Below are 21,988 nucleotides of genomic sequence, written 5' to 3' on the forward strand. Positions count from 1 at the left end.
GGTGAGCCATGGCCGGAGGTTGGGCGCGTGACGGCGCGGTAAGCGAACAGATCGAAGCGTCGATTTCGGATGAGCTGGCGCGGATGCAGGCACAAAAGCGGCCTTTGGGGGAAAGCCTGACACATTGTGCGGAATGCGAAGAACCCATTCCCGAAAAGCGACGCATCGCACTGCCGGGCGTCAAACTTTGCCTCGATTGCCAGCAAGAACGCGATGGCGCGTTCAAATTGAGGGGTGGAGTGAATCGTCGAGGTTCGAAAGACAGTCAGTTGAAGTAATCGGAACAAAGCGATGCTCAGCACCAAACTGACGCAAAATGGTCTGGTTCTGGGATTCCTGGCAGCGCTCCTTTGGGGCACGCACAGCGTTATTGTACGTTATCTCACCAGCGATCTGGGCGGGCTGCAAATCGCTGTAACACGTCTGTTTGTCGCCGCTCTGGCGATCTATTGCATGTTACGTGTAATGCGGGTTTCAGTATCGATTAAGTTGGGCGATTGGAACTTTCGGCTCGCAGTCTTGTCGACGGTGATCAACTACATCCTATTCCATGTTGGCCTTGAATACACAGGCGCGGCAAGTGCCATGGTATTGGAGAATACTGCTCCGTTCTTTGTTCTGATTTTCTTGTATTTCTTTTCCGACACGCAGGTGACACGTGCAGATGTCTTTGCCACGGCGCTGGCAATTCTGGGTGTTTTCCTAACAGTTTACCGGGATTTTCAGGGCGGCGGAGACCCTTTTTATGGCGATCTTCTGGAAATCGGAGCCGGGCTAAGCTGGGCAGTGTTTCTAGTTTCCAGCAGCCGTGCAATGCGCAGCTCAAAATCAACAGAAGAGCGGTTGAACTTCCTTTTCGGTATTTTCCTGTGCGCGGGCGTGCTGTTGCTGCCGTTGGCAGCTTTTTTGTTTAAGCTGCCAACAGCCAACGACGTCTTGTTTTTGACCTTGTTAGGCGTCCTGCCTACCGCATTGGCCTGTTACCTTTGGTATGAGGCGGCCGCTCGGGTTTCAACCTTGACAGCCACGTTGATGTTCGCGGCGTCCGTCGTATTTACTTTCATCAACTCAGCCTTGTTTTTGGGGGCCACAATCACTCCAATTGCGGCCCTTGGGGCTGTTTTGATTATCCTGGCCATATTCCTTACAACCAAGAACCAAAAATGATCAGCCTTCCATCGCCTCCAGCTCGTCAATAAAGCCAGAAATCATCGACAGGCCCTTGTCCCAGAACTTCGGGTCGCTCGCGTCCAATCCGAATGGGGCCAGCAGTTCCTTGTGATGTTTCGATCCGCCCGCGCGCAACATTTCGAAATACTTGTCTTCGAACCCGTCCGCTCCGCTTTCGTAAACCGAATAAAGCGCGTTCACGAGGCCATCACCGAAGGCGTAGGCGTAGACATAGAAGGGTGAGTGGACAAAATGCGGGATGTAGGCCCAGAAGGTCTCGTACCCGTCCATGAATTCAAATGCCGGGCCAAGGCTTTCGGCCTGAACGCTCATCCACAATGCGTTGATGTCATCCGGGGTGAGTTCGCCTTCGCGACGGGCCGCATGTAGCTTGCATTCAAAATCGTAGAATGCAATCTGGCGGACCACGGTGTTGATCATGTCCTCAACTTTACCGGCCAGCAGAACCTTGCGCTGTTCCGGGGTTTCGGCTTGATCCAGCATCTTGCGGAAGGTCAGCATTTCGCCAAAGACCGAGGCTGTTTCAGCCAGCGTCAGCGGGGTAGAGGACAGCATCTCACCCTGATCGGCGGCCAGCACCTGATGCACGCCATGGCCCAGCTCATGCGCCAGGGTCATCACATCACGTGGTTTGCCCAGATAGTTGAGCATCACATAGGGGTGGACATCAGTGACTGTCGGGTGCGCAAAAGCACCTGGCGCTTTGCCAGGCTTCACCGCCGCGTCGATCCAGCCCTTTGAGAAGAACGGCGATGCGATCTCGCCCATGCGTGGGTCGAAGGCATTGTAAGCGTCCATGACGGTCTTTTCGGCTTCGTCCCAATTGACGACGCGCGTGTCTTCCATGGGCAAGGGCGCGTTGCGGTCCCAGACCTGCATCACATCCAGACCCAGCCATTTGCGCTTCAGCTCATAATAACGGTGGCTCAGCTTGGGGTAGGCGGCCACAACCGCCTCGCGCAGCGCTTCGACCACTTCGGGCTCTACATCGTTCGAAAGGTGACGCCCGGTCTGCGCGGTGGGCATGTTGCGCCAGCGGTCGACAATTTCCTTTTCCTTGGCCTGTGTGTTGTGAACACGGGCAAAGGTTTTGACGTTGTCCTGAAACACCGATGCCAGTTCCCGCGCAGCCGCTTCGCGCTTAGAGCGATCCTGCTCGGTCAACAGGTTCAGGGTGCCTTCGATATTCAGCTCTTCGCCGTCAACGTCAAAGGTCAGTCCAGCTATGGTTTCATCAAACAGACGTTCCCACGCATCACCTACAACGCCCAGATCGTGCAGGAATTTTTCCAGCTCATCGGACAGCTGGTAAGGCTTCATCGCTCTGATGCGGCGGAAAACGGGCTCGTAGCGTGCCAAATCGGCATTGGCGTCGAAATGAGCCTTTAGCACATCGTCGTCGATACGGTTGAGTTCCAGAGTGAAAAAAACCAGCGGCGTGGTGAAAATCGTGATTTTTTCCTGCATGTCTGACAGGAACTTGGCGCGCTCGGCATCCGTGGTCAGTTGATAATAGCGCAGACCAGCAAAGGACATGATGCGTCCGGCAATGGAATTGATCTTTTCATTGCGCTGTACACAATTCAGCAAGCCGGCTGCGTCCAGCTCGGCCAGTTTGCCTTCGTAATCCGCGGCAAAGGCGGCGCATTCGCCTTCCAGCCAGCCCAGGTCACGCTCAAGCTCGGGCGCTTCTTCCGAGGTGTAGAGATCGCTCAGATCCCATTCCGGTAGGTTACCAAGGTTGTCGGCACCGCCCATTGCGTTTGCGTCACGGACGGGAAAGGGAAGGTCGCGCATGGATCACCTTTTGTAGATATCTTTTGCAAACATCTAGGGCCGGCGCGACCGGATCACAAGCGGACAGTCCTTTGAGTGGGCAAAGGGGCCGATCTTTTCAGCCCACGGCCTAGCCGGTTGGGTTGGACTGAAAATGCGCGGCCAGCTGATCCAGAACCGGACCGCGCACATCCGGTGCCTCCATCAACACTTCATGCTCGCCATCCGGGATTTCGACAAGCGTGCCGTTTGGCCAGTTTTCCATACGTGTGCGTATCGCGTTGCGGTCGACTATCTGTTCGTGGCTGCCCAGAAAGGTCAGGCAAGGCGTGTCTGGGGCGGGGTGTTCCATCAGCCAGGTGCATTCGTCCAGCGACTCGCGCAGCCAAAGGTTTGAAGGCGCACCAAGCGCCAGTTCGGGATGGGCCTTTAGTTGATCCTGCATCATCTTAAACATCGCCGCATCGCGGGTCAGCATGTTGCCTTCAAACGGTTGCGACAGGACATAGCTTTCCAGGGTTGTGGTCGGAGGTGTCTTTTCACCAAGACCAAGCGCCGTACCCCAATAGGCTGTCACACGACTGAGGGGTTTCATAACCGGGGTGAAGAAAATACCCCACATCGGTCCGGTGAATGCACAGGCGGCAAAGCACTTCTGCTCTATCACGGCGCGTAACCCAATAGCACCGCCCATTGAGTGTCCGATCACATGCCAGGGTTTCGGCAGATCCAGCGCACGGGCAAGATCTAGCGTCGCCTGAACGTCATGCTGGTAGTCTGTAAACTGATCGACATGGCCAATACGAGGGTTGTCCAGCAAACGGTCCGCCAGGCCCTGACCGCGCCAATCAACCGCCAGCATGGCAAAGCCGCGTTGGATGAACTCGGCTGCGGTGCTTCCGTATTTCTCGATATATTCGGTTCGACCGGGAAACATCAGCACCGTGCCATGCGCATCGCCTTCGGGTCGCCAATGACCCACACGGATTCGAATCTGGTCAGAAGTCATCAGCCAGTGGGCGCTCCCACCGGCGGGACCGCCGGCCATGTCTTCAAAAAAAGGGGCCGGCGTCAATTCCATCAGGCCAACACCGATGCGAGTTTCATAGCAACGCCCATGTCGCCATCAATGGTCAGCTTGCCCGACATGAACGCACCCGTAGGGTTCAGCTCACCGCTGAGGATTTGCTCGAACGTTTCGGCGTCAGCGCTCATTGTAACGTCCGCATCATCGTCACTGACGCGCGCGCCGTCTGCGTCCAACACGATTGCGCCCAGATCGGCGATAGCAAACTTGGCCGAGGCGTCGAATGCGCCGCCTTCCAGTTTTTCATTCAGCGCGGCTGCCGCCTTTTCAAGAATCTCGCTCATGCTTTTCCTCATTTTGTTAGTGCGCCGTGAATGGACATCCCCGGTCGCAACGCTACACTGACGATTGTTATGAGCATTGCAATCCACAATCTCAAAGGTACCGTTGCGGCATTTGTTGTCCTAGTCACGTTTTCCACCAGTTGCTTCGCGCAACAGGCGGATTTGCGGGATGAAGACGCGCTGCTGCAGCAACTGGCCCAATCCACGCCCGAACAGGCTATGGCTCTGGATCGGCAGTTGCAGGCGCTTTGGGCACAGTCCGGTTCAGCTTCGGCGGATCTATTGTTGGAACGAGGGCGCGAAGCGCTTGAAAACGGAGATGTAGACGCCGCATTGGATCATCTGACTGCGTTGACAGATCATGCACCCGAATTTGCGGAAGGCTGGCATGTACGTGCCTCGGCTTTTTTCGGAATTGAACGGTTCGGAATGGCGGCTGCTGATTTGGAGCACGCATTGACCCTCAACCCCAACCATTATGAGGCAATATACGGGCTGGGTTTGATCTTTGAGGTTATCGGAGAGCCTCAGAAAGCCTATGACGCGTATTCGCGGGCCTTGGCTATACATCCCCATCACGAAGAAGTAACCAATGCGGTGAATCGACTAAAGCCTCAGGTTGAAGGCGCAGCGCTGTAAGGTCCGGGGCAGGGGGCAATGGTGAGCGGGTCATCCCGAATAGTGGCCGTATTGGGCCCTACAAATACAGGCAAAACCCACTACGCAATCGAACGGATGCTGGGATACCGCACCGGCGTGATTGGTTTGCCGCTGCGTCTGCTGGCGCGCGAAGTCTATGATAAGATCGTTGCCATTCGTGGCCCGTCGGTTGTGGCCTTGGTAACGGGTGAAGAGCGCATCGTGCCGCCGCGCACCCAGTATTGGGTCTGCACGGTCGAGGCCATGCCGGAAGGCATGGGGGCAGATTTCGTTGCGATCGACGAAATCCAACTTTGTGCCGATCCCGAACGCGGCCACGTCTTTACAGATCGTCTGCTGCGGTCCCGTGGCACGAACGAGACGCTTTTCCTAGGCTCTGACACCATGCGCGGCCCCATCGCGGCGCTTGTTCCCGAAGTGCAATTCGTAAGGCGCGAACGGATGTCTCAACTGGTCTATTCTGGGTCCAAGAAGATCAGCCGGATGCCTGCACGCAGCGCCATCGTCGGATTTTCGGTCGACAATGTTTATGCCATCGCGGAATTGCTGCGCCGTCAGAAAGGGGGGGCGGCCGTTGTAATGGGGGCGCTCAGCCCACGAACGCGGAATGCTCAGGTTGACCTCTATCAAAACGGCGAAGTCGATTATCTGGTTGCCACCGACGCCATTGGGATGGGGCTGAACCTGGATGTGAATCATGTCGCGTTTTCGTCTCTGACCAAATTTGATGGCCGCCGGATGCGCCCACTGGCCCCGAATGAACTGGCGCAGATTGCGGGCCGGGCCGGTCGCGGGATGTCTGATGGCACCTTTGGTGTGACGGGCGAGGCCCCGCCGCTGGACGAAGGTGTGGCGCAGGCCATCATGGACAGCCGCTTTACGCCGATGAAAAAGCTGAACTGGCGGAATGCCGCCTTGCGGTTCGGCTCCATCGACGCATTGATCACTTCGCTTGAGGTCAGCCCAAATGACGAGCATCTGATCAAAGCGCGCCCTGCGGATGATCTGAACGCGCTCAAATCTCTGTCGCAAGTGACCGAGGTCGTAGCCCGCGCCAGCGTTCCGCAATCCATCCGTTTGTTGTGGGACGTGTGCCGAATCCCCGATTTTCGCGGCATCAGCCACGCAGAACACGCCAGCTTGCTTGAAGTGATCTATGGTCACCTGCACGAGCGCGGATCGATCCCGGATGATTTTATGGCGCGGCAGATTCGCCGTATCGACCAGACCCAGGGTGACATTGATACGTTGTCCAAAAGGTTGGCATATATTCGCACTTGGACATATGTTGCGCAACGAAACGGCTGGGTCCGTGACGAATCGCATTGGCGTGACGAAACACGCACTGTAGAAGACAGACTGTCAGACGCGTTGCATGATCGTTTGACTCAAAGATTTGTGGACCGGCGTACATCTGTTTTGCTGCGCCGGCTCAAACAGAAGGAGGCCCTTTTGGCCGAAGTAAATGACAAGGGTGAAGTGACCGTCGAAGGCGAATTCGTCGGTCGTCTGGAAGGGTTCCGGTTTACACCGGACAAAAGCGCGCAAGGGACCGAGGCAAAAGCTTTGAAATCGGCTTCTTTGCAAGCACTCGCGCCGCAATTCCATCTGCGCGCCGATCGCTTCTACAATGCGCCCGATACCGAAATTGATTTCACGGATCAGGGTGGCCTGATGTGGGGCGAATACGCCGTCGGCAAGCTGGTTGCCGGGGCAGAGCCTCTCAAGCCGATGGTCGAAGTTTTTGTGGATGAGGCCGCAGGGCCGGATGTCGAACAGAAAGTGCAGCGCCGGTTGCAGCATTTCATCGACCGCAAGGTCGCTGCGCTGTTCGAGCCGCTTTTGAACCTGTCTCGTGACGAAGAACTGACGGGACTGGCGAAAGGCTTTGCGTTCCGCATGGTCGAAGCGCTGGGCGTGCTGCCGCGCGCGCAAGTCGCGCAAGAGGTCAAGGATCTGGATCAGGATGCCCGTGGCGCGCTGCGCAAGCATGGCATCCGGTTTGGCCAATTCACGATCTTCATGCCGCTGCTGCTGAAACCCGCGCCTACGCGCCTGCGTCTGGTGCTGTGGGGCTTGTCCAGCGGTTTGCAGGAATTCCCTGAAGCGCCGCCTCCGGGTCTGGTCACTGTGCCCGTCGCCAAGGACGCGCCGCAGGGCTATGACACTATGTGCGGCTACCGCGATGCGGGCGAACGTTCGATCCGGATCGACATGTTGGAACGTCTGGCTGACATGCTGCGTGCCGAAGACAGCCGGGGAGGGTTCGAAGCCAAGCCGGACATGCTGTCGATCACCGGCATGACGTTGGAACAATTCGCAGACCTGATGCAGGGCCTGGGCTACAAGGCCGAGCGTGGCGAGCGCGAAAAACTCAAACAGGCGCCGGTGGAAACATCTGCGACTGAGTCTTCTGATCAAGCCAGCGCGGAAGAAACGCCAACTGCAGAAGTTGCAACCGACGAGGTTGCAGCACCCGCCGAGGCATCAGACGAGGCCACGACAAGCACCGAGGCGGCAGCCGAGGCACCAGCGCCTGACGCCGCACCGGATGAGCCCGAGGTTGAGGTTTTCTATACCTTCACCTGGGGCCGTCAACGCCAGCAAAACCGTGGCCCGCGCCGCGAGCAGGGGCAGGGCAAAGGCAAGCCCCGTGGCAAACCTCAGGACGGTCGCGGCAAGCCGCACGGCAAGAAGGGCGGTAAACCTCAGGGTGCCAAGACCTTCTCGTCACGGCCTCCGAAAAAGGAAAAGGCCATTGATCCCGACAACCCATTCGCTGCGGCGCTTATGGGTTTGAAGGACGGCAACTGACACAAGATGGCCGAGGCCAAGCTGCGGATCGACAAATGGTTGTGGCAGGCGAGGTTTTTCAAGACCCGTAGCCTGGCAGCCAAGCAGGTCAGTGGCGGCCATGTCCGATTGAACGGAAACCGGGTGCTCAAACCGGCGCAAGCCGTGGCACCCGGAGACGTTCTGACCTTTCCCCAGGGCCGTATCGTGCGGGTTGTGCGTGTGGAAAAACTGGGCGAACGCCGCGGTCCGGCCCCCGAGGCGCAAACGCTGTACTTCGATATGACGGAAAAACAGGACGTGCCTCCTAAAAATCCGGGGTTCGAAGGAAAAGGTCGTCCAACCAAGAAGGATCGGCGCGCTCTTGATCTTTCTCGCACAGAAGATCGCTGATCCCATCTTGAAGAGCGGGCCAGACTGAATTAGCTAATCGAACGAACCGCAAACGGGAATCCGCTCATGACCTATGTTGTCACCGAAAACTGTATCGCCTGCAAATACACAGACTGCGTCGAAGTCTGTCCGGTGGACTGTTTTTATGAAGGTGAAAACACTTTGGTCATTCACCCTGACGAATGCATCGACTGCGGCGTATGTGAACCGGAATGTCCGGCTGACGCAATTCGCCCGGATACCGAGCCGGGGATGGAACAATGGGTTGAGTTCAATCGCAAGTTCTCGGAACAGTGGCCGGTGATTGTTACAAAGAAAGACCCGCTTCCCGACGCTGAAGAGCGCGACGGTGAAGAGGGTAAAATGGAGAAGTATTTCTCTGAAGCACCCGGCGAAGGCGGCTAAGCGATTCGCTAAAACAGTGCACGGCACAACGTGAAGATCTTGAAATAAAGCGTTGAGCGCGCAGGTAATTCGAATATTTTCCGTTGGGTAAACTTTCGGGTGTCGTATTTTTGTGATATACTCCGATCTCATATGATGACCGAGATTGGGATGCGCTCCGTAAGTATGCTCGCTTTGGAGTACTGAATTTTTGACAGAAACGCCGCCTGACGGGGCTGAGACAGTCCCCGCAAGTGGTGCTTTTGTTGTCTGTGTCCCGGTCTGCAAGCAAGGAAGAAAGTGAATGACAAAGTCGAAAAAGCTTGAGTTCCGCCCCAACGACTATGTTGTCTATCCCGCCCATGGCGTGGGTCAGATCATCTCGATTGAGGAACAGGAAGTTGCGGGTTTCTCGCTCGAGCTGTTCGTCATCTCATTTGAGAAAGATAAAATGACACTGCGGGTGCCGACCAACAAAGCAACCGAATCCGGTTTGCGGTCGCTCAGCTCGCCGGATGTCATCAGCCAGGCGATGAAGACATTGAAGGGCAAAGCCAAGGTAAAACGTGCCATGTGGTCCCGCCGCGCCCAGGAATATGAACAGAAAATCAACTCGGGCGATCTGATCTCGATTGCCGAAGTTGTCCGCGATTTGCATCGCACCGACGATCAACGCGAACAGAGCTATTCCGAGCGTCAGCTTTACGAAGCTGCTCTGGAACGCCTGACACGTGAGGTTGCAGCTGTTTCCGGTGCTGGCGAGGTTTCCGCCGCCAAGCAGGTAGACGAAGTCCTGACCTCACGCGCCGCCTGATTACAAGAGAATCCTGATTAAGGCCGCTCTAATTAGGGCGGCCTTTTTCGTGGCTTGGTGATTTGCGCAACTGCCGTTAATTTCACTTTGTATGCAGCATGATACAGGGTGGATATGAAGCAGACGGTGAAATACCTTTATATCGGGCACGACCCGATTTCGGTCTGGTTTCGTTATGGTCTGATCCTTTTTGACATTGTGTCGATCATCTTCTTTGTCGCAACAGCCCATTTGCCACATGGGTCCGGCGTCACTGTCGCAAGCCTGTTGATTGGCTTTGTGATTTTTTTGGATTTCTCAGCGCGGCTTTGGATCGCTAAAGACCGTTGGAAGTTGATGCGCCAGATTTACACGCTGGCCGATGTCGTTGTTATCGTCTCTCTGGTGCTTGATCCGTTCCTGACGGGCAACCTTGCGTTTTTGCGGATCTTGCGTGCCTTGCGTTTGATCCATTCCTACCACCTGCTGCGGGACTTACGACGCGACAGCAATTTCTTTCGCACTCACGAAGACGCGGTGATCGCCGCCATCAACCTGATGGTTTTTGTCTTCGCAACTTCGACCGCCGTTCTGGTGTTCTTTATTCCCGCAGATTCGCAAACGCCCTATATTGACGCGCTCTATTTCACCATGGCTACCCTAACGACCACCGGGTTCGGCGATATCACCTTGCCTACGCCAGGGGGTAAGCTGTTCTCGGTCTTTATCATGGTGGTGGGGGTGGCGCTTTTTGTCCGGTTGGCGCAGGCGATTTTCATGCCTCAAAAGGTTCGCCACAAATGCCCAAGCTGCGGCTTATTCCGACATGACCCGGACGCTGTGCATTGCAAACACTGCGGCGGCACCTTGCGCATCGAAACCGGGGGTGCGTCTTAAACCAGCGCGGCGCAGACCAGCAGAAAGGTTATCTCGGACACCAATTGCGTGGCCCCAAGAATATCGCCGGTCTGGCCGCCGATTTTTTTCTTGGCAATGACGGCCAAAACTGCTGCGCTGGCTGCCGCAAAACCCATGGCAGGTATTGCATCCACACCCATAAGAAGCAGGGCGAGTATCACGGCCAGAACAAGTGCAGCGATGACGGAAATCGTCTGCGGTCTTCCGACAGAATGGCTTAGTCCCGATGTGCGGGCATGAGGTAATCCAGCCATCACTGCAGGCATCAACGCCCGCGAGATAATGCTGGCTGCTAAAACTGCGCCCACCGCACCAGCCGTCAGCAAAGCAGCGATAGCCGATATTCGCACCAGTTGAGACACGATCAGGGCAAGCACGCCGAAAGTCCCAATATGACTGTCCTTCATGATCTCCAACCGGCGGTCGCGGGTGAACCCGCCCCACAGGCCGTCGAACGTGTCCGCAAAGCCATCCTCGTGCATCGCCCCGGTTGTTGCGATCAGCGTGGCCAGTAAAAGGCCGGCCGCCGCCAGAACAGGTAAACCCAGCGCCAGCGCGCCCCAGCCCACAAGGCATGCGAGTCCTGCAACCAGCAGACCGACAATCGGAAAGGCCCAGGTTGCCTGAGCTTGCCGAGAAAACACTGGATCCGGCAAACGCGGCAGGGGCAGGCGGGTGAGAAGGACCAGCGCCAGCCGAATATCCCGCAGAGAAAAGGGTTTCGTGTCGTTTTTATGCACGCCCGTGCCTTTCGGGGTCTTGTCGGTTTCGGTGCTTCGGTTAAACACACTGCACCACTCTGATGCAATGAGGCTTTCATGTTGCCTGAACTGAATGATTTGAATGCGTTCCGTGCTGCACTAGCTGCAGCTCCGGGTCCGGATGCCGCTGCGGTGCATGGCGCGGGTGAGCGTAACGGACAACTGACTAAACCGCCCGGCGCGTTGGGTCGGCTTGAGGATTTGGCGATCTGGTATGCGGGTTGGCGTGGGGATGCCCGCCCGCAAATTACCGCACCACAGGTCATCGTCTTTGCCGGAAATCATGGTGTTACGGCACAGGGCGTATCGGCCTTTCCGCCGGAAGTGACCGTCCAGATGGTTATGAACTTTGAACATGGCGGCGCGGCGATCAATCAGCTGGCCAAGGCAGCAGGCGCGACAATGAATGTGCATGCACTTGAGCTGGACAGACCCACTGTGGACTTCACCCAGGCCCCGGCCATGAGCGAAGAAGATCTGCTGAGTGCCTTGCGTACCGGTTGGCAGGCCGTTGATCCGAAGGCCGATCTGCTGGTTGTGGGCGAGATGGGTATTGGCAACACCACTCCAGCAGCGGCTATCGCCTGCGCACTGTTTGGTGGGGATGCCGAGGATTGGACCGGGCGTGGCACCGGTGTCGACGATGCAGGGCTGGCCAATAAAACCCGTGTCGTAGCAGAGGGCGTCGCGAAACATGCGTCAGAAGATGGCCTGGAGATTCTGCGCTGCCTTGGAGGGCGTGAGATTGCCGCGATGGCCGGGGCGATTGCCGCCGCGCGCGTGTTGCGCATTCCGGTCATTCTGGATGGGTTCATCTGCTCTGCTGCTGCGGCGTGCCTTTGGAAGCTGTCGCCTAGCGCGCTGGATCACGCTGTCGCGGGGCACCAAAGCGCGGAAGCGGCACATGGTGCCGTATTGTCTCGGCTGGGCAAAGACCCGCTGTTAAGCCTTGGTCTTCGGCTGGGCGAAGGATCTGGCGGGGCATTGGCGATCAACATCCTCAAAAGCGCCGTGGCCTGCCATTCAGGTATGGCCACCTTTGCCGAGGCTGGGGTATCCGACGGGTAATGACTTGCCTGACCCAATCGGGGTTTTGGGTCAGGCAGATTTCTTGGCGTGTTCTTCCGCCAGTTCGAGCAGCGCAGTTTCCAGATCCTTTTCCAGTTTCTGAGCGCGCTCGATGTATTTCTTGTTTTCGGCTGTTGGCAGGCCAGGAACCCACAATTCAGCCAAATCACGAACAGACGTCCTGTCGTGGTGGTAAAAGGTCTGTTCAGCTTGCGCGGCCTCATACTCACTCAGCCCTATATTCTCCAGTACATAACGGCCTGCGCGCAACGAGCTGTCGAACAGTTCGCGCACGATGTCGTTGGCACCAGCTTGGTACAGCTCGTACACGTGGGTCCGGTCGCGGGCGCGGGCGATGATGTGCAGGTCAGGGCGCTGTCGTCTGGCATAACTGACTAGTCGCGTGACTTGCTTGTGGTCATCCATCGCCGCCACGAGGACCGAGGCTTTTTCCAACCCCGCAGCGCGCAACAGTTCAGGACGCGTCGGATCGCCCAAAAAGCCTTTTACACCAAACCGGCGCATCAGCTGGACGGTTTCGATATCATGGTCCAGAACCACCGTTTTAAAGCCGCTGGCCCGCACCAGCCGGTTCACGATCTGACCAAACCGGCCAATGCCAGCAATGATCACTGGGCCTTTTTCGTCGATCTCATCGGGTTCAGGCTCTTTGGACGTATCGCTTATTTTTCGGGACAGAAGGTCATAGATGATGAACAGAAGCGGGGTGATCAGCATCGTCAGGGCAATGATCATCAGCAGTTTCTGTGACAGGTCAGGCGGGATAACGTTCTGCTGCGTCGAAAAGGCCAGCAGAACGAAACCAAATTCACCGGCTTGTGCCAACCCCAATGTGAACAGCCAATGATCTCGGCCTCGCAGCTTAAAGGCTCTACCGACCAGAAACAGGATGATGCCTTTTGCAAGGATCACAAGCAGTGCCAAGCCGATCAGGTCAAGCGGGTCATCGAAGAAATAGGCAACGTCGATCCCGGCCCCAACCGTGATAAAGAACAGCCCAAGAAACAGCCCTTTGAACGGTTCAAGGTCGCTTTCCATTTCATGGCGAAACTCTGAGCTGGCCAGCACGACACCCGCCAGAAACGCGCCTAAAGCGGGCGACAGCCCAACAAGCGTCATCAGGAAAGAAATACCGACCACAATCATAAGCGCCAGAGCGGTGTACATTTCGCGCAGGCGCGTCGCGTGTATAAATCGAAAGAGAGGTCGGGTAAGATAGACGCCTGCCAAAATGACAAAAGCAATTGCGCCAATCGTGACCAGTGTGACAGCCCAGCCCGGCAATCCTTCAACCAAGGACAGACTGTGATGACCCGCGTCATGCAGATCACCCGCCCCCCGATCAATCGAACCGTCTGCTTCGATGTGAGGCATCGCAGGTAGGGCGAGCAACGGAAGCATGGCCAATATTGGAATGACTGCGATGTCTTGCGTCAAAAGCACCGAAAACGTCGCGCGACCACCATTTGTCTGCATCAGACCTTTTTCAGACAAGGTCTGAAGGACGATAGCGGTCGACGACAGCGACAGGGTCAACCCAACGGCCAACGCAACGGACCACGGGTGGTTTGCATACATCGCCACCGCAGCAATCACCGCGGTTGAAAGAAAGACCTGTAGCCCCCCAAGACCCAACAATCGGTCGCGCATGTCCCAAAGGGCACGAGGTTCAAGCTCCAGCCCGATGAGGAACAGCATCATCACAACACCAAACTCGGCGACATGTTGAAGGTTTTCCGTTTCGGCCCCGACCAGCCCCAGCATCGGTCCAATGATAATCCCGGCGGCCAAATAGCCCAGCACCGACCCAAGCCCCAGCCTTGCGGACAGAGGCACCGCAATCACAGCCGCAGCCAGATAGATCGAAGCCTGGTATAGAAAATCGTCCATGAGTCTCCTCGTGAGCCCGTTCAGGTGGGCAGGGGGGCGTCGCGTTTTAGTTGGTCCATCACTATCTGGCTTTGGACACGGGCAACAGCAGGATGCGGCAGGATGACCTGATGGAGCAAGCTGTTGAGGGCGGAAAGATCGTCGCAATAGACGTGCAGCAGGTAATCTGCCTCTCCTGTCATCGTCCAGGCGCTGGTAATTTCGGGGCGGGTATCGACCATGCGGGCAAAGCTCTGGGATTGTTCGGGGCCATGTGTACCCAGATGAACCTGAACAAAGCCTTGAACCTGCAAGCCAAGTTTCAGCGGATCGAGCCGGGCGGCATAACCTGTTATATAGCCCTCGGCCTCAAGCCGTTGTCGGCGTCGACCTGCCTGGCTGGGTGAGAGATTCAGCATTTCACCCAGTTGGTGCGCGGTCAGATGTGCGTCCTTTTGCAAGGCAGATAGAAGACGTTTGTCAGTAGCATCCAGCACGTGCGGAGGAATCCCGAATTTTTTGCGATTCATGCGCGTTTTACGCGTCTACTTTGAGTTTACACGAAAACAATGCGCAGAAACAGCGTCTGGAAAGTCATATTTTTGAATCAGCAAAAAAACTTCCTGTCTTCAAAGGAGACGCGCCATGGGTCCTTTCCCGCACAACGCCCCGAAATCAGTGATCAGTGAAGAAAACCCCGCCGGAACCGACGGGTTTGAATTCGTTGAATTTGCCCATCCCGAACCGCAAGAACTGCGCGATCTGTTCGCCAAGATGGGGTTCGATCTGGTGGCCCGGCACAAGGACAAGCCGCTGGTCGAACTCTGGCAGCAGGGGGATGTCACCTATATCCTGAATGCTGATCCAGAGAGTTTTGCGGACAAGTTCGTGGCCGAACACGGCCCTTGCGCCCCGGCGATGGGGTGGCGCGTGGTCGACGCGCAAAAAGCATATGAACACGCTGTTTCAAAAGGGGCCGAGCCCTATGACGCAGATGACAAAACGATGGATGTTCCTGCTATCAAGGGCATTGGTGGATCGCTGATCTATTTCATCGACCAGTATTACGACACTTCGCCCTACAATCAGGAATTCGAGTGGATCAAGGAATCCAAGCCGCGTGGCGAAGGGTTCTATTATCTCGATCACCTGACCCACAATGTCTACAAGGGTAACATGGACAAGTGGTTCAAGTTCTATGGTGACTTGTTCAACTTCCGTGAAATTCGTTTCTTCGACATTCAGGGCAAGTTCACGGGGCTGTTCAGCCGCGCATTGACATCACCCTGCGGTCGCATCCGAATTCCGATCAACGAAGACCGGGGTGAGACCGGGCAGATCGTGTCGTACCTCAAGAAGTACAAGGGCGAAGGGATTCAACACATCGCTGTGGGCAGCGAGGACATCTATGCCTCAACCGACGCGATTGCCGAGAATGGTTTGAAATTCATGCCCGGACCCAACCGGGGCTATTACGAGATGTCGAAAGATCGTGTGACGGATCATGACGAACCGCTTGATCGCATGATGAAGCACGGCATCCTGATCGACGGTGAAGGGGTTGTGGACGGCGGTGAGACCCGCATTCTGCTTCAGATCTTCTCAAAGACCGTGATCGGCCCGATCTTCTTTGAGTTCATCCAGCGCAAAGGGGATGACGGTTTTGGTGAAGGCAATTTCCAGGCTCTGTTCGAATCCATCGAACGCGAGCAGATCGAAAGTGGCGAGATCTCTGCAGCCTGAAACTTACGCGAAACGCCGGGGTAATCTCCGGCGTTTTGACGCTCAACTGCGGGGCATCGAAAGCGTCACGTTACGGCCTTTTTTCTGATACCGCAGTTCGCTATCGCTTATGGCGATGACCTTGCCACCGTCGATGCGGTCTCCAACCTTCAGTTTCTTGTACCGGCCACTGGGCAGGCGGACCAAGGCACGGCGGTTGGCAGGCGTGCCATAAACGCCAATCAGGTTCAGCCTGCGCAGATTGATGGCGTTGTCGATAGTAGCCTGCCGGGCGACTGATGCGGTCGAAGGTATCTTGGGTGCCACGGTCTTGGGTTGAAAAGATTCTGCGTCGTCAGAGTTTTCAACAAGTGCCGCTGTTGATGCCAGAGTGGACGGCTTCGCGACGGTCGGTCTGGCAGCAACCAGTCCAGCCGGTCGCGGCTTAGGTCGGGGAACGCGCATAATGGCCAGCTCGGAAACAGGAACTTCGACCTCTTCTGGGGCTTCCAGGCCTGCAGGGCGCGCTTTGGGTCGTTTTCCGGCAAGTTCCGCCAGCGATTGGCCGCCCAGTTGCTGACGTTCGAAGGTCTCTTCAATGTCGCCGGGGCGCGGTTTGGGGCGCAAACCAGCCAGCCGTTGATCAACTTCTTCAACAACAGGTTCTTCTTCGAACCGCAGCGGTGCCTGAGGCGGCGCTTTGGAAGGGCGGCCCAGGTACACAGTGATCCCTTCGGGATTCAACGCGCCTTCGGGTGTGGGAACAACAAGTCCCCGGTCATCCAGATCGAAACGTGAGCCTGCAACACTGGGTAAATCGTCGCTCTGAAATGGTTCGTCCGTGTCGAAACTTGATGCGGGTGGTAACGCGACAGCATCTGTGGACAGATCAGACTTGTCGATGGATGTCAGGTACAGGTCTTCATGCTCAGCGATTTCCGGTTCTTGCAGAGGTGCGGGGGGTGATACGTCAATGCCAGTCTCGGCAAGGATTTCCTTTGGGGCGTCGGGGTCTTGAGCAATGGGTTCGACCGGTGTCGGAGCAACCTTGAGCGCCTCAAGGATCGCCGCGTCCGTAGGTGACAACTCTGGCTGTGCCTCAGCCTCCTCCGCTGGTGGTTCGGGGGGCGTGTTTTGCTGGGCGTCGACAGCTGCCACCTCAGGGTCTGGCTCAGGGGCGACCTCGGGGTCCGGTGCATCTGAATTCAGCTCAGCCTGCTCGGACGTTTCCTCTGACGATTCAGGAAGGAAGGTTTGTTCTGGCTGGACGACCGCGATCTCTGGCTCCGGCTCAGGAGGGGCCTCGGACGATGAGACTTCCGGTGCAGTAGGACTCAGTTCAGCCTGCTCTGGTTGATCCGTGGGTCCAGAAGCCAACCATGCGCCAAAAGCTCCGCTCAGAAGAACTACGGCAGCAAAAGCTGGAATGGCATACCGCTTGGAGGCAGGGCTTGAGGTGGCATGTGCTGCGGGGGACGTGTCAGGCGCTCGAAATGTTTCCGGCGCAACTGTGCCCGCAATAGGATGAGCGGGCAGGCCGGGGGTGTCTGCCTCATCGTGCGAATCCGCTTCATCGGGCTCTGAGGTCAGTGTTGCATGCGGCTGATCAGGTTGCTCTGTAAACACTGGCTCACGCGGGAAAGACCCAGCGCTTTCTTCGGCGCTGAACAGTGTCGGCACAAGTCCATGGCCTGCGGTAAAGCTTCGCGCTTCGGCCAAAGTCTCATTGGCGACAACAGCGATATGGCTTGTGCTGCCGATTGTTTGGCTGTCGTAGCTGAGATCAGACAGGGCATACGGGGTCGAATCGGCCAATGCAGCCTCAATACGTGCCTCTCGCTCGTCGGGCGGTAACTCTCCGGTTTCGACGTCCAGAAAGCGCACCTGATCTGCTGGCAATACGACTTTGCAACTCAGATCGTTTTCCAGCGCAAAGGCCTTTTCCCGCAACGCCTGCATTTGTTCGGGCAGGTCCTCAGCATCCAGCGGAATCGAGCCGACAACATACCAATCGTCATCCGATTGGTGATGCAGAGTTATTCCGGTTGTAGAAAAAGAAAGCGCAAAGGCGGGTTTCATAATCCGGAGCAACCATAATTATCATCGTCAATGCAAACGACTTTGCGTTCGCAGACCGACATTAAAGCAGGAACCCGCCGAGGGAAAGAAAAAGGCTGGGTCTGCTCTTGTATGGCGACGGTCCGCCAACCCATCTTAAAGTAGAACAAATTGGAGTGATAACCTTGAAGACATTCGCTTTTCTGGCCGCGATGATGGCAGCAACAGCCGCAGGCGCGGCGCATGCGGAAGAACGTCGCATCACCGTGGATGCCATCGGAACGGTGCAAGTCGCACCGGATATGGCGACGATTACCTTGGGTGTAACAAACGAAAATGCCGAGGCCGGGACGGCCATGCAGGCGACCTCGGACGCGGTTGCCAAAGTCCTTGCGCGGCTGGCCGATATGGGCATCGAAGACCGGGACGTTCAAACCCGAGATTTGTCGCTGTCACCAGTTTGGTCGGGGCGGCATGGGCAGAATGGCGAAAAGCCCGAAATTACAGGGTTCACCGCGTCGAACCGGGTTTTTGTGCGGGTTCGCGATCTGACTCAGTTGGGGACGATCATGGATGCGGTCATTCAGGACGGTGCCAATGATTTCGGCGGGCTGAGCTTTGGTGTGCAGGATCCCAAACCGCTTGAGGCGCAGGCCCGTGCGCAAGCCGTTGGAGAAGCCACCGCCAAGGCCGAGCAGTTGGCGCAGGCGGCCGGTGTCACGCTTGGTGCGGTCCAGACAATCTCGGAACGTGTGGCTGGTGTCCGCCCGATGGCCGAGATGCGCGCCATGAGCATGGCTGATGCGGGCGGGGTCCCTGTTGCAGGTGGAGAGGTTTCAGTCTCGGTCAGTGTCTCGATGGAATTCGAGATTTCGGACTAAGATCATTTCTTCGCTCGGGCCATCAGCGGTTTGCGCTGTTGGCCCGACGCATCGAAATTGTCCGGTGAAAGCCAGGCTTCGAACGCATGCCGAATGCGCGGCCATTCGCTATCAATAATCGAATACCACGCAGTATCACGGTTGCGTCCTTTGTAATGGGTCGCTTGCCTGAAAATCCCTTCAAAGCTAAAGCCCAGTCGCTCTGCCGCACTGCACGATGGCGCATTGAGTGCGTCGCATTTCCATTCATAGCGGCGATAGCCCAATTCATCGAACACCCGCTTCATCATCAGATACATGACTTCGGTGGATTGAGGTTTGCGCTGAAGCAGAGGTGAGAAGTGGATATGCCCCACCTCAATTGCGCCTGCAGCGGGCTCGATCCGCAGGTATGAGGCCATGCCAACCGGCACGCCTTCGCCGTCCAGAACGGTGTGAAACATCGGATCCGCATCCATGCAGGTGGTGCGCGCCCAATCTTCGAACTTTGCCTCACTGTCGAACGGGCCGTAGGGCAGGTACGTCCAGTTGCGACCATCCCTGTCATTGGCAAACGCCCGGAAAAGTCCGGGCGTATGCCTGTTCACTTCCAAAGGCACGACAGAACAGTACCGTCCTTCCATCGGAGTATACGGCGGGGTCGGGCGCGGAAACTCGCCCGAAACCGGCAGGCCGATGGGCTGGCCAAGGTCGTTAGTGTCGTGCCCGGCCATCGTCAGGCGCTTGCCTTAGCCAGAGCTTGATCAAGATCGGCGATCAGGTCGTTAACATCTTCGATCCCGATGGACACGCGCACAACACCCGGTCCTGCGCCAGCGGCTTCTTGCTGTTCCGGGGTCAGCTGACGGTGGGTGGTCGAGGCCGAGTGGATAATCAGCGAGCGCGCATCGCCCAGGTTGGCAACGTGGCTGAAAATCTCGAGCGCGTTGACCAGTTTGATGCAGGCGTCATAGCCACCTTTGACGGCAAAGGTGAACAGCGCACCGGCACCGCGCTTGTATTGCGACTTGACCCGGTCGTGATACGGAGACGAGGGCAGACCCGCATAGGTGACATATTCCACGCGGTCATCCGCTTCCAGCCAAGCCGCGATCTTTTGGGCGTTCTCAATGTGGCGTTCCATGCGCAGCGATAGGGTTTCGATCCCCATCAGCGTATAATGCGCGGCTTGCGGGTTCATGGTCATGCCCAGATCGCGCAGACCGATGGCAATCCCGTGGAAGGTGAACGCCAACGGTCCAAAGGTTTCGTGAAACTTCAGCCCGTGATAGGCCTGCTCCGGTTCGCTGAGCGAGGGGAACTTGTCATTTGCCGACCAATCGAACATGCCCGAATCCACGATGCACCCACCGGTGACGGTTCCGTTGCCGGTCAGATACTTGGTGGTCGAGTGCACAACCAGTGTCGCACCGTGTTCAATGGGGCGGCATAGGTAGGGCGTGGCCGAGGTGTTGTCGACGATCAGCGGAATGCCAGCCGCATCAGCTACGTCCGCCAAGGCACGGATATCGGTGACATAACCGCCTGGGTTGGCAATGGATTCGCAGAATACAGCACGGGTGTTTTCGTCGATTGCGTCCTTCACCGCGTCCAGATCATCTGTATCGACAAACTTGGCTGACCAGCCAAAGCGTTTAATGGTTTGGCTGAATTGCGTGACCGTTCCACCGTACAAACGGGTTGAGGCGACAACGTTGCAGCCCGGTCCCATCAAGGGGAACAGCGCCATGATCTGCGCCGCGTGACCAGATGAGCAGCACACGGCCCCAACACCACCCTCAAGCGTGGCCACGCGTTCCTGCAAAACCGCGACGGTTGGGTTGGTCAGGCGCGAATAGATAAAGCCCACTTCTTGTAGGTTGAACAGTGCCGCCGCATGGTCGGCGTCGCGAAAGACATAGGCCGTGGTCTGATAGATCGGTGTCTGGCGCGCTCCGGTCGCCGGGTCGGGGCGGGCGCCCGCATGAATCTGCAGCGTGTCGAAACCGTAGGTGGGGCCGTCAGACATCTTGAAAATCTCCTGTTGGAATTTGTGTTGCTGAATCTTTAGGTGAATGCGCGCTTGCGCACAACGATCCTGTCAGCGCAGCCATAACCCTTTGCTTTTGATCGTGTTGCGAATGGCCTGTTCGCGCCGCGGAAGATTGTCCTGATCAAACAGAGCCCGGATTCTTGCGCCTTTCCCTTGCAGGACCAACTTTTTCAGCGGGTCATACTGTTTGAGCACCTTCTTGACCTTGTTCGGAGCCACAACGGCCTCCAGAACGTCGATCACATGATCACTTTCGCGAGCGTAGAGCAGTGGGAACAAGCGGTAGTGACAACTGACAGAGCCATCAAGCAGGCCTTCGGGCAGCGCATCCCGACCTCCGCCGAATGAATGTATCACAAGCGGAAGGGCAGCTTGATCCAGCCATGGATCAAGGTTTTGGCCCGTCAGTTCGGGTATGTGTTCATCTCGGATCGCTTTGGCATAGTCCAGATAGCGTTCACCAAAAACCCTCGGGCATTTGTAAAAGAAATAGCCTGCGTTGAAATACAGATACCGCCGCCAGTAATCATGGGGTTGGCTGACATCTAATGAGCTTTCAAAATCCAGCCCGAACCGCTGATACAACGCCCGCCAGATGCCGTCGAGGCCGGGGCCGTAGAGCGTTGGTTTTGGCCACGTCCCCTCAACTTTCAACGATGCGCCAGGACGGTCGAAGTCAAAGGGTACAGTTGTGATGTCACCGGTGATCAGCGTGTCGGTGTCAAAGAACACAAAGGGCTCATTTTCGGGCAAGGCCAAAAGGGCCTCGATCTTGTTGCCGTATGGGTAGCTTTCGCCAAAGACATGCGAATCAAAGGGAAGAACTTCGGCATCCAATTGCGTCAGCGCTTTGAGAACGTCTTCGTCCTGAATGCTGGGGTTCTGATTCCAACGTGGTCCCGATTTGGGCGTGGCGACAAACAGTTTGCCTTCAAATCGCGGTGAGCTGTGCCGCAATGATGCGGCAAACAGCAGGGCTTCGTATTGCAGGCGATTATTTTGTCCGACAACAGCAATGTTAAATTTCTGTGGATTTGCCTGCATCTGCGCCCGTTCCTGATGAGTGCGCGACCCGGCACCCTTCGTCCCGGAGTACAACACCTGACCCTAACCGTCAAAAGCCGAAAGCTGAATGCACTGCCCGGTAATCTCATTTTTTCAAGGTGGTCATCTGAAACAGCTGAATTGAGCGCTGACCAATGCACAAAGGCCTTTGTCATTGACGGCAGATCAACCGAAAAGGACAAGATATTCGAGAAATGGATCGGTTGCACTTACCGCCTGGTACGCAAACGCT

21 protein-coding genes are annotated in these 21,988 nt (G+C 56.6%); 11 read left to right on the forward strand and 10 right to left on the reverse strand.

What is annotated here, in order from left to right:
• Window positions 1–8 precede the first annotated feature (8 nt).
• Window positions 9–278 carry a DksA/TraR family C4-type zinc finger protein gene (locus GOV91_RS00475; protein ID WP_171174636.1) on the forward strand — a complete coding sequence of 90 codons (270 nt, stop codon included), beginning with the start codon at window positions 9–11 and terminating at the stop codon, window positions 276–278.
• Between the two features lie 13 nt (window positions 279–291).
• Entirely contained in the window at window positions 292–1,167 is an 876-nt protein-coding gene (locus tag GOV91_RS00480) for a DMT family transporter (RefSeq protein ID WP_171234063.1), read from the forward strand.
• On the opposite strand, the gene GOV91_RS00485 is transcribed toward GOV91_RS00480, so the two are convergent.
• The 3 genes from GOV91_RS00485 to GOV91_RS00495 all read right to left on the reverse strand — a co-directional run bounded on the left by GOV91_RS00485 (window position 1,168) and on the right by GOV91_RS00495 (window position 4,338).
• Window positions 1,168–2,988 carry a M3 family oligoendopeptidase gene (locus tag GOV91_RS00485; RefSeq protein WP_171234064.1) on the reverse strand — a complete coding sequence of 607 codons (1,821 nt, stop codon included), beginning with the start codon at window positions 2,986–2,988 and terminating at the stop codon, window positions 1,168–1,170.
• Between the two features lie 109 nt (window positions 2,989–3,097).
• A complete protein-coding gene (locus tag GOV91_RS00490) occupies window positions 3,098–4,048 on the reverse strand; it encodes an alpha/beta hydrolase (RefSeq protein ID WP_171234065.1) in 951 nt (316 codons plus the stop codon).
• Complete coding sequence (locus GOV91_RS00495) at window positions 4,048–4,338, reverse strand: SCP2 sterol-binding domain-containing protein (protein WP_171174628.1); 291 nt, start codon at window positions 4,336–4,338, stop codon at window positions 4,048–4,050. The genes GOV91_RS00490 and GOV91_RS00495 overlap by 1 nt, the downstream gene beginning before the upstream one ends.
• Before the next feature lie 30 nt (window positions 4,339–4,368).
• Here GOV91_RS00495 and GOV91_RS00500 point away from each other — a divergent pair, with 30 nt between their 5' ends.
• The 6 genes from GOV91_RS00500 (at window position 4,369) to GOV91_RS00525 (ending at window position 10,258) form a co-directional block, all read left to right on the forward strand.
• Window positions 4,369–4,977, forward strand: a complete 609-nt coding sequence (locus tag GOV91_RS00500) for a tetratricopeptide repeat protein (protein ID WP_171234066.1) — start codon at window positions 4,369–4,371, stop codon at window positions 4,975–4,977.
• Between the two features lie 18 nt (window positions 4,978–4,995).
• Window positions 4,996–7,812, forward strand: coding sequence for a DEAD/DEAH box helicase (locus tag GOV91_RS00505; protein ID WP_174836442.1), 2,817 nt, complete (start codon window positions 4,996–4,998; stop codon window positions 7,810–7,812).
• A 6-nt stretch (window positions 7,813–7,818) separates the two neighbouring features.
• Window positions 7,819–8,184 carry an RNA-binding S4 domain-containing protein gene (locus tag GOV91_RS00510; protein ID WP_171234068.1) on the forward strand — a complete coding sequence of 122 codons (366 nt, stop codon included), beginning with the start codon at window positions 7,819–7,821 and terminating at the stop codon, window positions 8,182–8,184.
• Window positions 8,185–8,250: 66 nt separating this feature from the next.
• Window positions 8,251–8,589 carry a ferredoxin FdxA gene (gene fdxA, locus GOV91_RS00515; protein WP_074735041.1) on the forward strand — a complete coding sequence of 113 codons (339 nt, stop codon included), beginning with the start codon at window positions 8,251–8,253 and terminating at the stop codon, window positions 8,587–8,589.
• A gap of 283 nt (window positions 8,590–8,872) precedes the next feature.
• Window positions 8,873–9,382 carry a CarD family transcriptional regulator gene (locus GOV91_RS00520; RefSeq protein WP_171089457.1) on the forward strand — a complete coding sequence of 170 codons (510 nt, stop codon included), beginning with the start codon at window positions 8,873–8,875 and terminating at the stop codon, window positions 9,380–9,382.
• Window positions 9,383–9,496: 114 nt separating this feature from the next.
• Window positions 9,497–10,258, forward strand: coding sequence for an ion channel (locus GOV91_RS00525; RefSeq protein ID WP_171234069.1), 762 nt, complete (start codon window positions 9,497–9,499; stop codon window positions 10,256–10,258).
• Here the strand turns inward: GOV91_RS00525 and cobS are convergent.
• Window positions 10,255–11,067: an adenosylcobinamide-GDP ribazoletransferase gene (gene cobS / locus GOV91_RS00530; RefSeq protein ID WP_371732241.1), complete on the reverse strand. Its 813-nt coding sequence runs from the start codon at window positions 11,065–11,067 to the stop codon at window positions 10,255–10,257. The genes GOV91_RS00525 and cobS overlap by 4 nt on opposite strands.
• Before the next feature lie 30 nt (window positions 11,068–11,097).
• Between cobS and cobT the strand changes: the two genes are divergently transcribed.
• On the forward strand, window positions 11,098–12,108 hold the full coding sequence (gene cobT / locus GOV91_RS00535; protein WP_171174616.1) for a nicotinate-nucleotide--dimethylbenzimidazole phosphoribosyltransferase: 1,011 nt from the start codon (window positions 11,098–11,100) through the stop codon (window positions 12,106–12,108).
• A 30-nt stretch (window positions 12,109–12,138) separates the two neighbouring features.
• Here the strand turns inward: cobT and GOV91_RS00540 are convergent, their stop codons facing one another.
• Both GOV91_RS00540 and GOV91_RS00545 read right to left on the reverse strand, forming a co-directional pair.
• Complete coding sequence (locus GOV91_RS00540; protein WP_171174614.1) at window positions 12,139–14,019, reverse strand: monovalent cation:proton antiporter-2 (CPA2) family protein; 1,881 nt, start codon at window positions 14,017–14,019, stop codon at window positions 12,139–12,141.
• Window positions 14,020–14,039: 20 nt separating this feature from the next.
• Window positions 14,040–14,495, reverse strand: a complete 456-nt coding sequence (locus tag GOV91_RS00545; protein WP_171091132.1) for an Lrp/AsnC family transcriptional regulator — start codon at window positions 14,493–14,495, stop codon at window positions 14,040–14,042.
• 148 nt (window positions 14,496–14,643) lie between these two features.
• Between GOV91_RS00545 and hppD the strand changes: the two genes are divergently transcribed.
• The gene (hppD, locus tag GOV91_RS00550) at window positions 14,644–15,741 is read left to right on the forward strand and encodes a 4-hydroxyphenylpyruvate dioxygenase (RefSeq protein ID WP_171174612.1); all 1,098 of its coding nucleotides are present in this window, start codon (window positions 14,644–14,646) and stop codon (window positions 15,739–15,741) included.
• A 42-nt stretch (window positions 15,742–15,783) separates the two neighbouring features.
• On the opposite strand, the gene GOV91_RS00555 is transcribed toward hppD, so the two are convergent.
• Window positions 15,784–17,799, reverse strand: coding sequence for a hypothetical protein (locus tag GOV91_RS00555; protein ID WP_171234070.1), 2,016 nt, complete (start codon window positions 17,797–17,799; stop codon window positions 15,784–15,786).
• 155 nt (window positions 17,800–17,954) lie between these two features.
• On the opposite strand from GOV91_RS00555, the gene GOV91_RS00560 reads away from it, so the two are divergent.
• Window positions 17,955–18,659, forward strand: a complete 705-nt coding sequence (locus GOV91_RS00560) for an SIMPL domain-containing protein (protein WP_371732242.1) — start codon at window positions 17,955–17,957, stop codon at window positions 18,657–18,659.
• Between the two features lie 2 nt (window positions 18,660–18,661).
• On the opposite strand, the gene GOV91_RS00565 is transcribed toward GOV91_RS00560, so the two are convergent.
• The 3 genes from GOV91_RS00565 to GOV91_RS00575 form a co-directional block, all read right to left on the reverse strand.
• Window positions 18,662–19,372 (reverse strand): GNAT family N-acetyltransferase, encoded by a 711-nt coding sequence (locus GOV91_RS00565; protein WP_171234072.1) that lies wholly within the window; start codon window positions 19,370–19,372, stop codon window positions 18,662–18,664.
• 2 nt (window positions 19,373–19,374) lie between these two features.
• Window positions 19,375–20,667: an O-acetylhomoserine aminocarboxypropyltransferase/cysteine synthase family protein gene (locus GOV91_RS00570; protein ID WP_171234073.1), complete on the reverse strand. Its 1,293-nt coding sequence runs from the start codon at window positions 20,665–20,667 to the stop codon at window positions 19,375–19,377.
• A gap of 72 nt (window positions 20,668–20,739) precedes the next feature.
• Window positions 20,740–21,735, reverse strand: a complete 996-nt coding sequence (locus tag GOV91_RS00575; RefSeq protein WP_171234074.1) for a hypothetical protein — start codon at window positions 21,733–21,735, stop codon at window positions 20,740–20,742.
• Between the last annotated feature and the right edge of the window lie 253 nt (window positions 21,736–21,988).

Origin of the sequence: Ruegeria sp. HKCCA6837, from assembly GCF_013034475.1 — a bacterium.
Lineage (GTDB): Bacteria > Pseudomonadota > Alphaproteobacteria > Rhodobacterales > Rhodobacteraceae > Ruegeria.

What these genes read in the sequence shown, in the direction of transcription:
- GOV91_RS00475 (WP_171174636.1), top strand. Translation starts at nt 9, where the DNA reads ATGGCCGGAGGTTGGGCGCGTGACGGCGCGGTAAGCGAACAGATCGAA.
- GOV91_RS00480 (WP_171234063.1), top strand. Translation starts at nt 292, where the DNA reads ATGCTCAGCACCAAACTGACGCAAAATGGTCTGGTTCTGGGATTCCTG.
- GOV91_RS00485 (WP_171234064.1), bottom strand. Translation starts at nt 2,988, where the DNA reads ATGCGCGACCTTCCCTTTCCCGTCCGTGACGCAAACGCAATGGGCGGT.
- GOV91_RS00490 (WP_171234065.1), bottom strand. Translation starts at nt 4,048, where the DNA reads ATGGAATTGACGCCGGCCCCTTTTTTTGAAGACATGGCCGGCGGTCCC.
- GOV91_RS00495 (WP_171174628.1), bottom strand. Translation starts at nt 4,338, where the DNA reads ATGAGCGAGATTCTTGAAAAGGCGGCAGCCGCGCTGAATGAAAAACTG.
- GOV91_RS00500 (WP_171234066.1), top strand. Translation starts at nt 4,369, where the DNA reads ATGGACATCCCCGGTCGCAACGCTACACTGACGATTGTTATGAGCATT.
- GOV91_RS00505 (WP_174836442.1), top strand. Translation starts at nt 4,996, where the DNA reads ATGGTGAGCGGGTCATCCCGAATAGTGGCCGTATTGGGCCCTACAAAT.
- GOV91_RS00510 (WP_171234068.1), top strand. Translation starts at nt 7,819, where the DNA reads ATGGCCGAGGCCAAGCTGCGGATCGACAAATGGTTGTGGCAGGCGAGG.
- fdxA (WP_074735041.1), top strand. Translation starts at nt 8,251, where the DNA reads ATGACCTATGTTGTCACCGAAAACTGTATCGCCTGCAAATACACAGAC.
- GOV91_RS00520 (WP_171089457.1), top strand. Translation starts at nt 8,873, where the DNA reads ATGACAAAGTCGAAAAAGCTTGAGTTCCGCCCCAACGACTATGTTGTC.
- GOV91_RS00525 (WP_171234069.1), top strand. Translation starts at nt 9,497, where the DNA reads ATGAAGCAGACGGTGAAATACCTTTATATCGGGCACGACCCGATTTCG.
- cobT (WP_171174616.1), top strand. Translation starts at nt 11,098, where the DNA reads ATGTTGCCTGAACTGAATGATTTGAATGCGTTCCGTGCTGCACTAGCT.
- GOV91_RS00540 (WP_171174614.1), bottom strand. Translation starts at nt 14,019, where the DNA reads ATGGACGATTTTCTATACCAGGCTTCGATCTATCTGGCTGCGGCTGTG.
- hppD (WP_171174612.1), top strand. Translation starts at nt 14,644, where the DNA reads ATGGGTCCTTTCCCGCACAACGCCCCGAAATCAGTGATCAGTGAAGAA.
- GOV91_RS00555 (WP_171234070.1), bottom strand. Translation starts at nt 17,799, where the DNA reads ATGAAACCCGCCTTTGCGCTTTCTTTTTCTACAACCGGAATAACTCTG.
- GOV91_RS00565 (WP_171234072.1), bottom strand. Translation starts at nt 19,372, where the DNA reads ATGGCCGGGCACGACACTAACGACCTTGGCCAGCCCATCGGCCTGCCG.
- GOV91_RS00570 (WP_171234073.1), bottom strand. Translation starts at nt 20,667, where the DNA reads ATGTCTGACGGCCCCACCTACGGTTTCGACACGCTGCAGATTCATGCG.
- GOV91_RS00575 (WP_171234074.1), bottom strand. Translation starts at nt 21,735, where the DNA reads ATGCAGGCAAATCCACAGAAATTTAACATTGCTGTTGTCGGACAAAAT.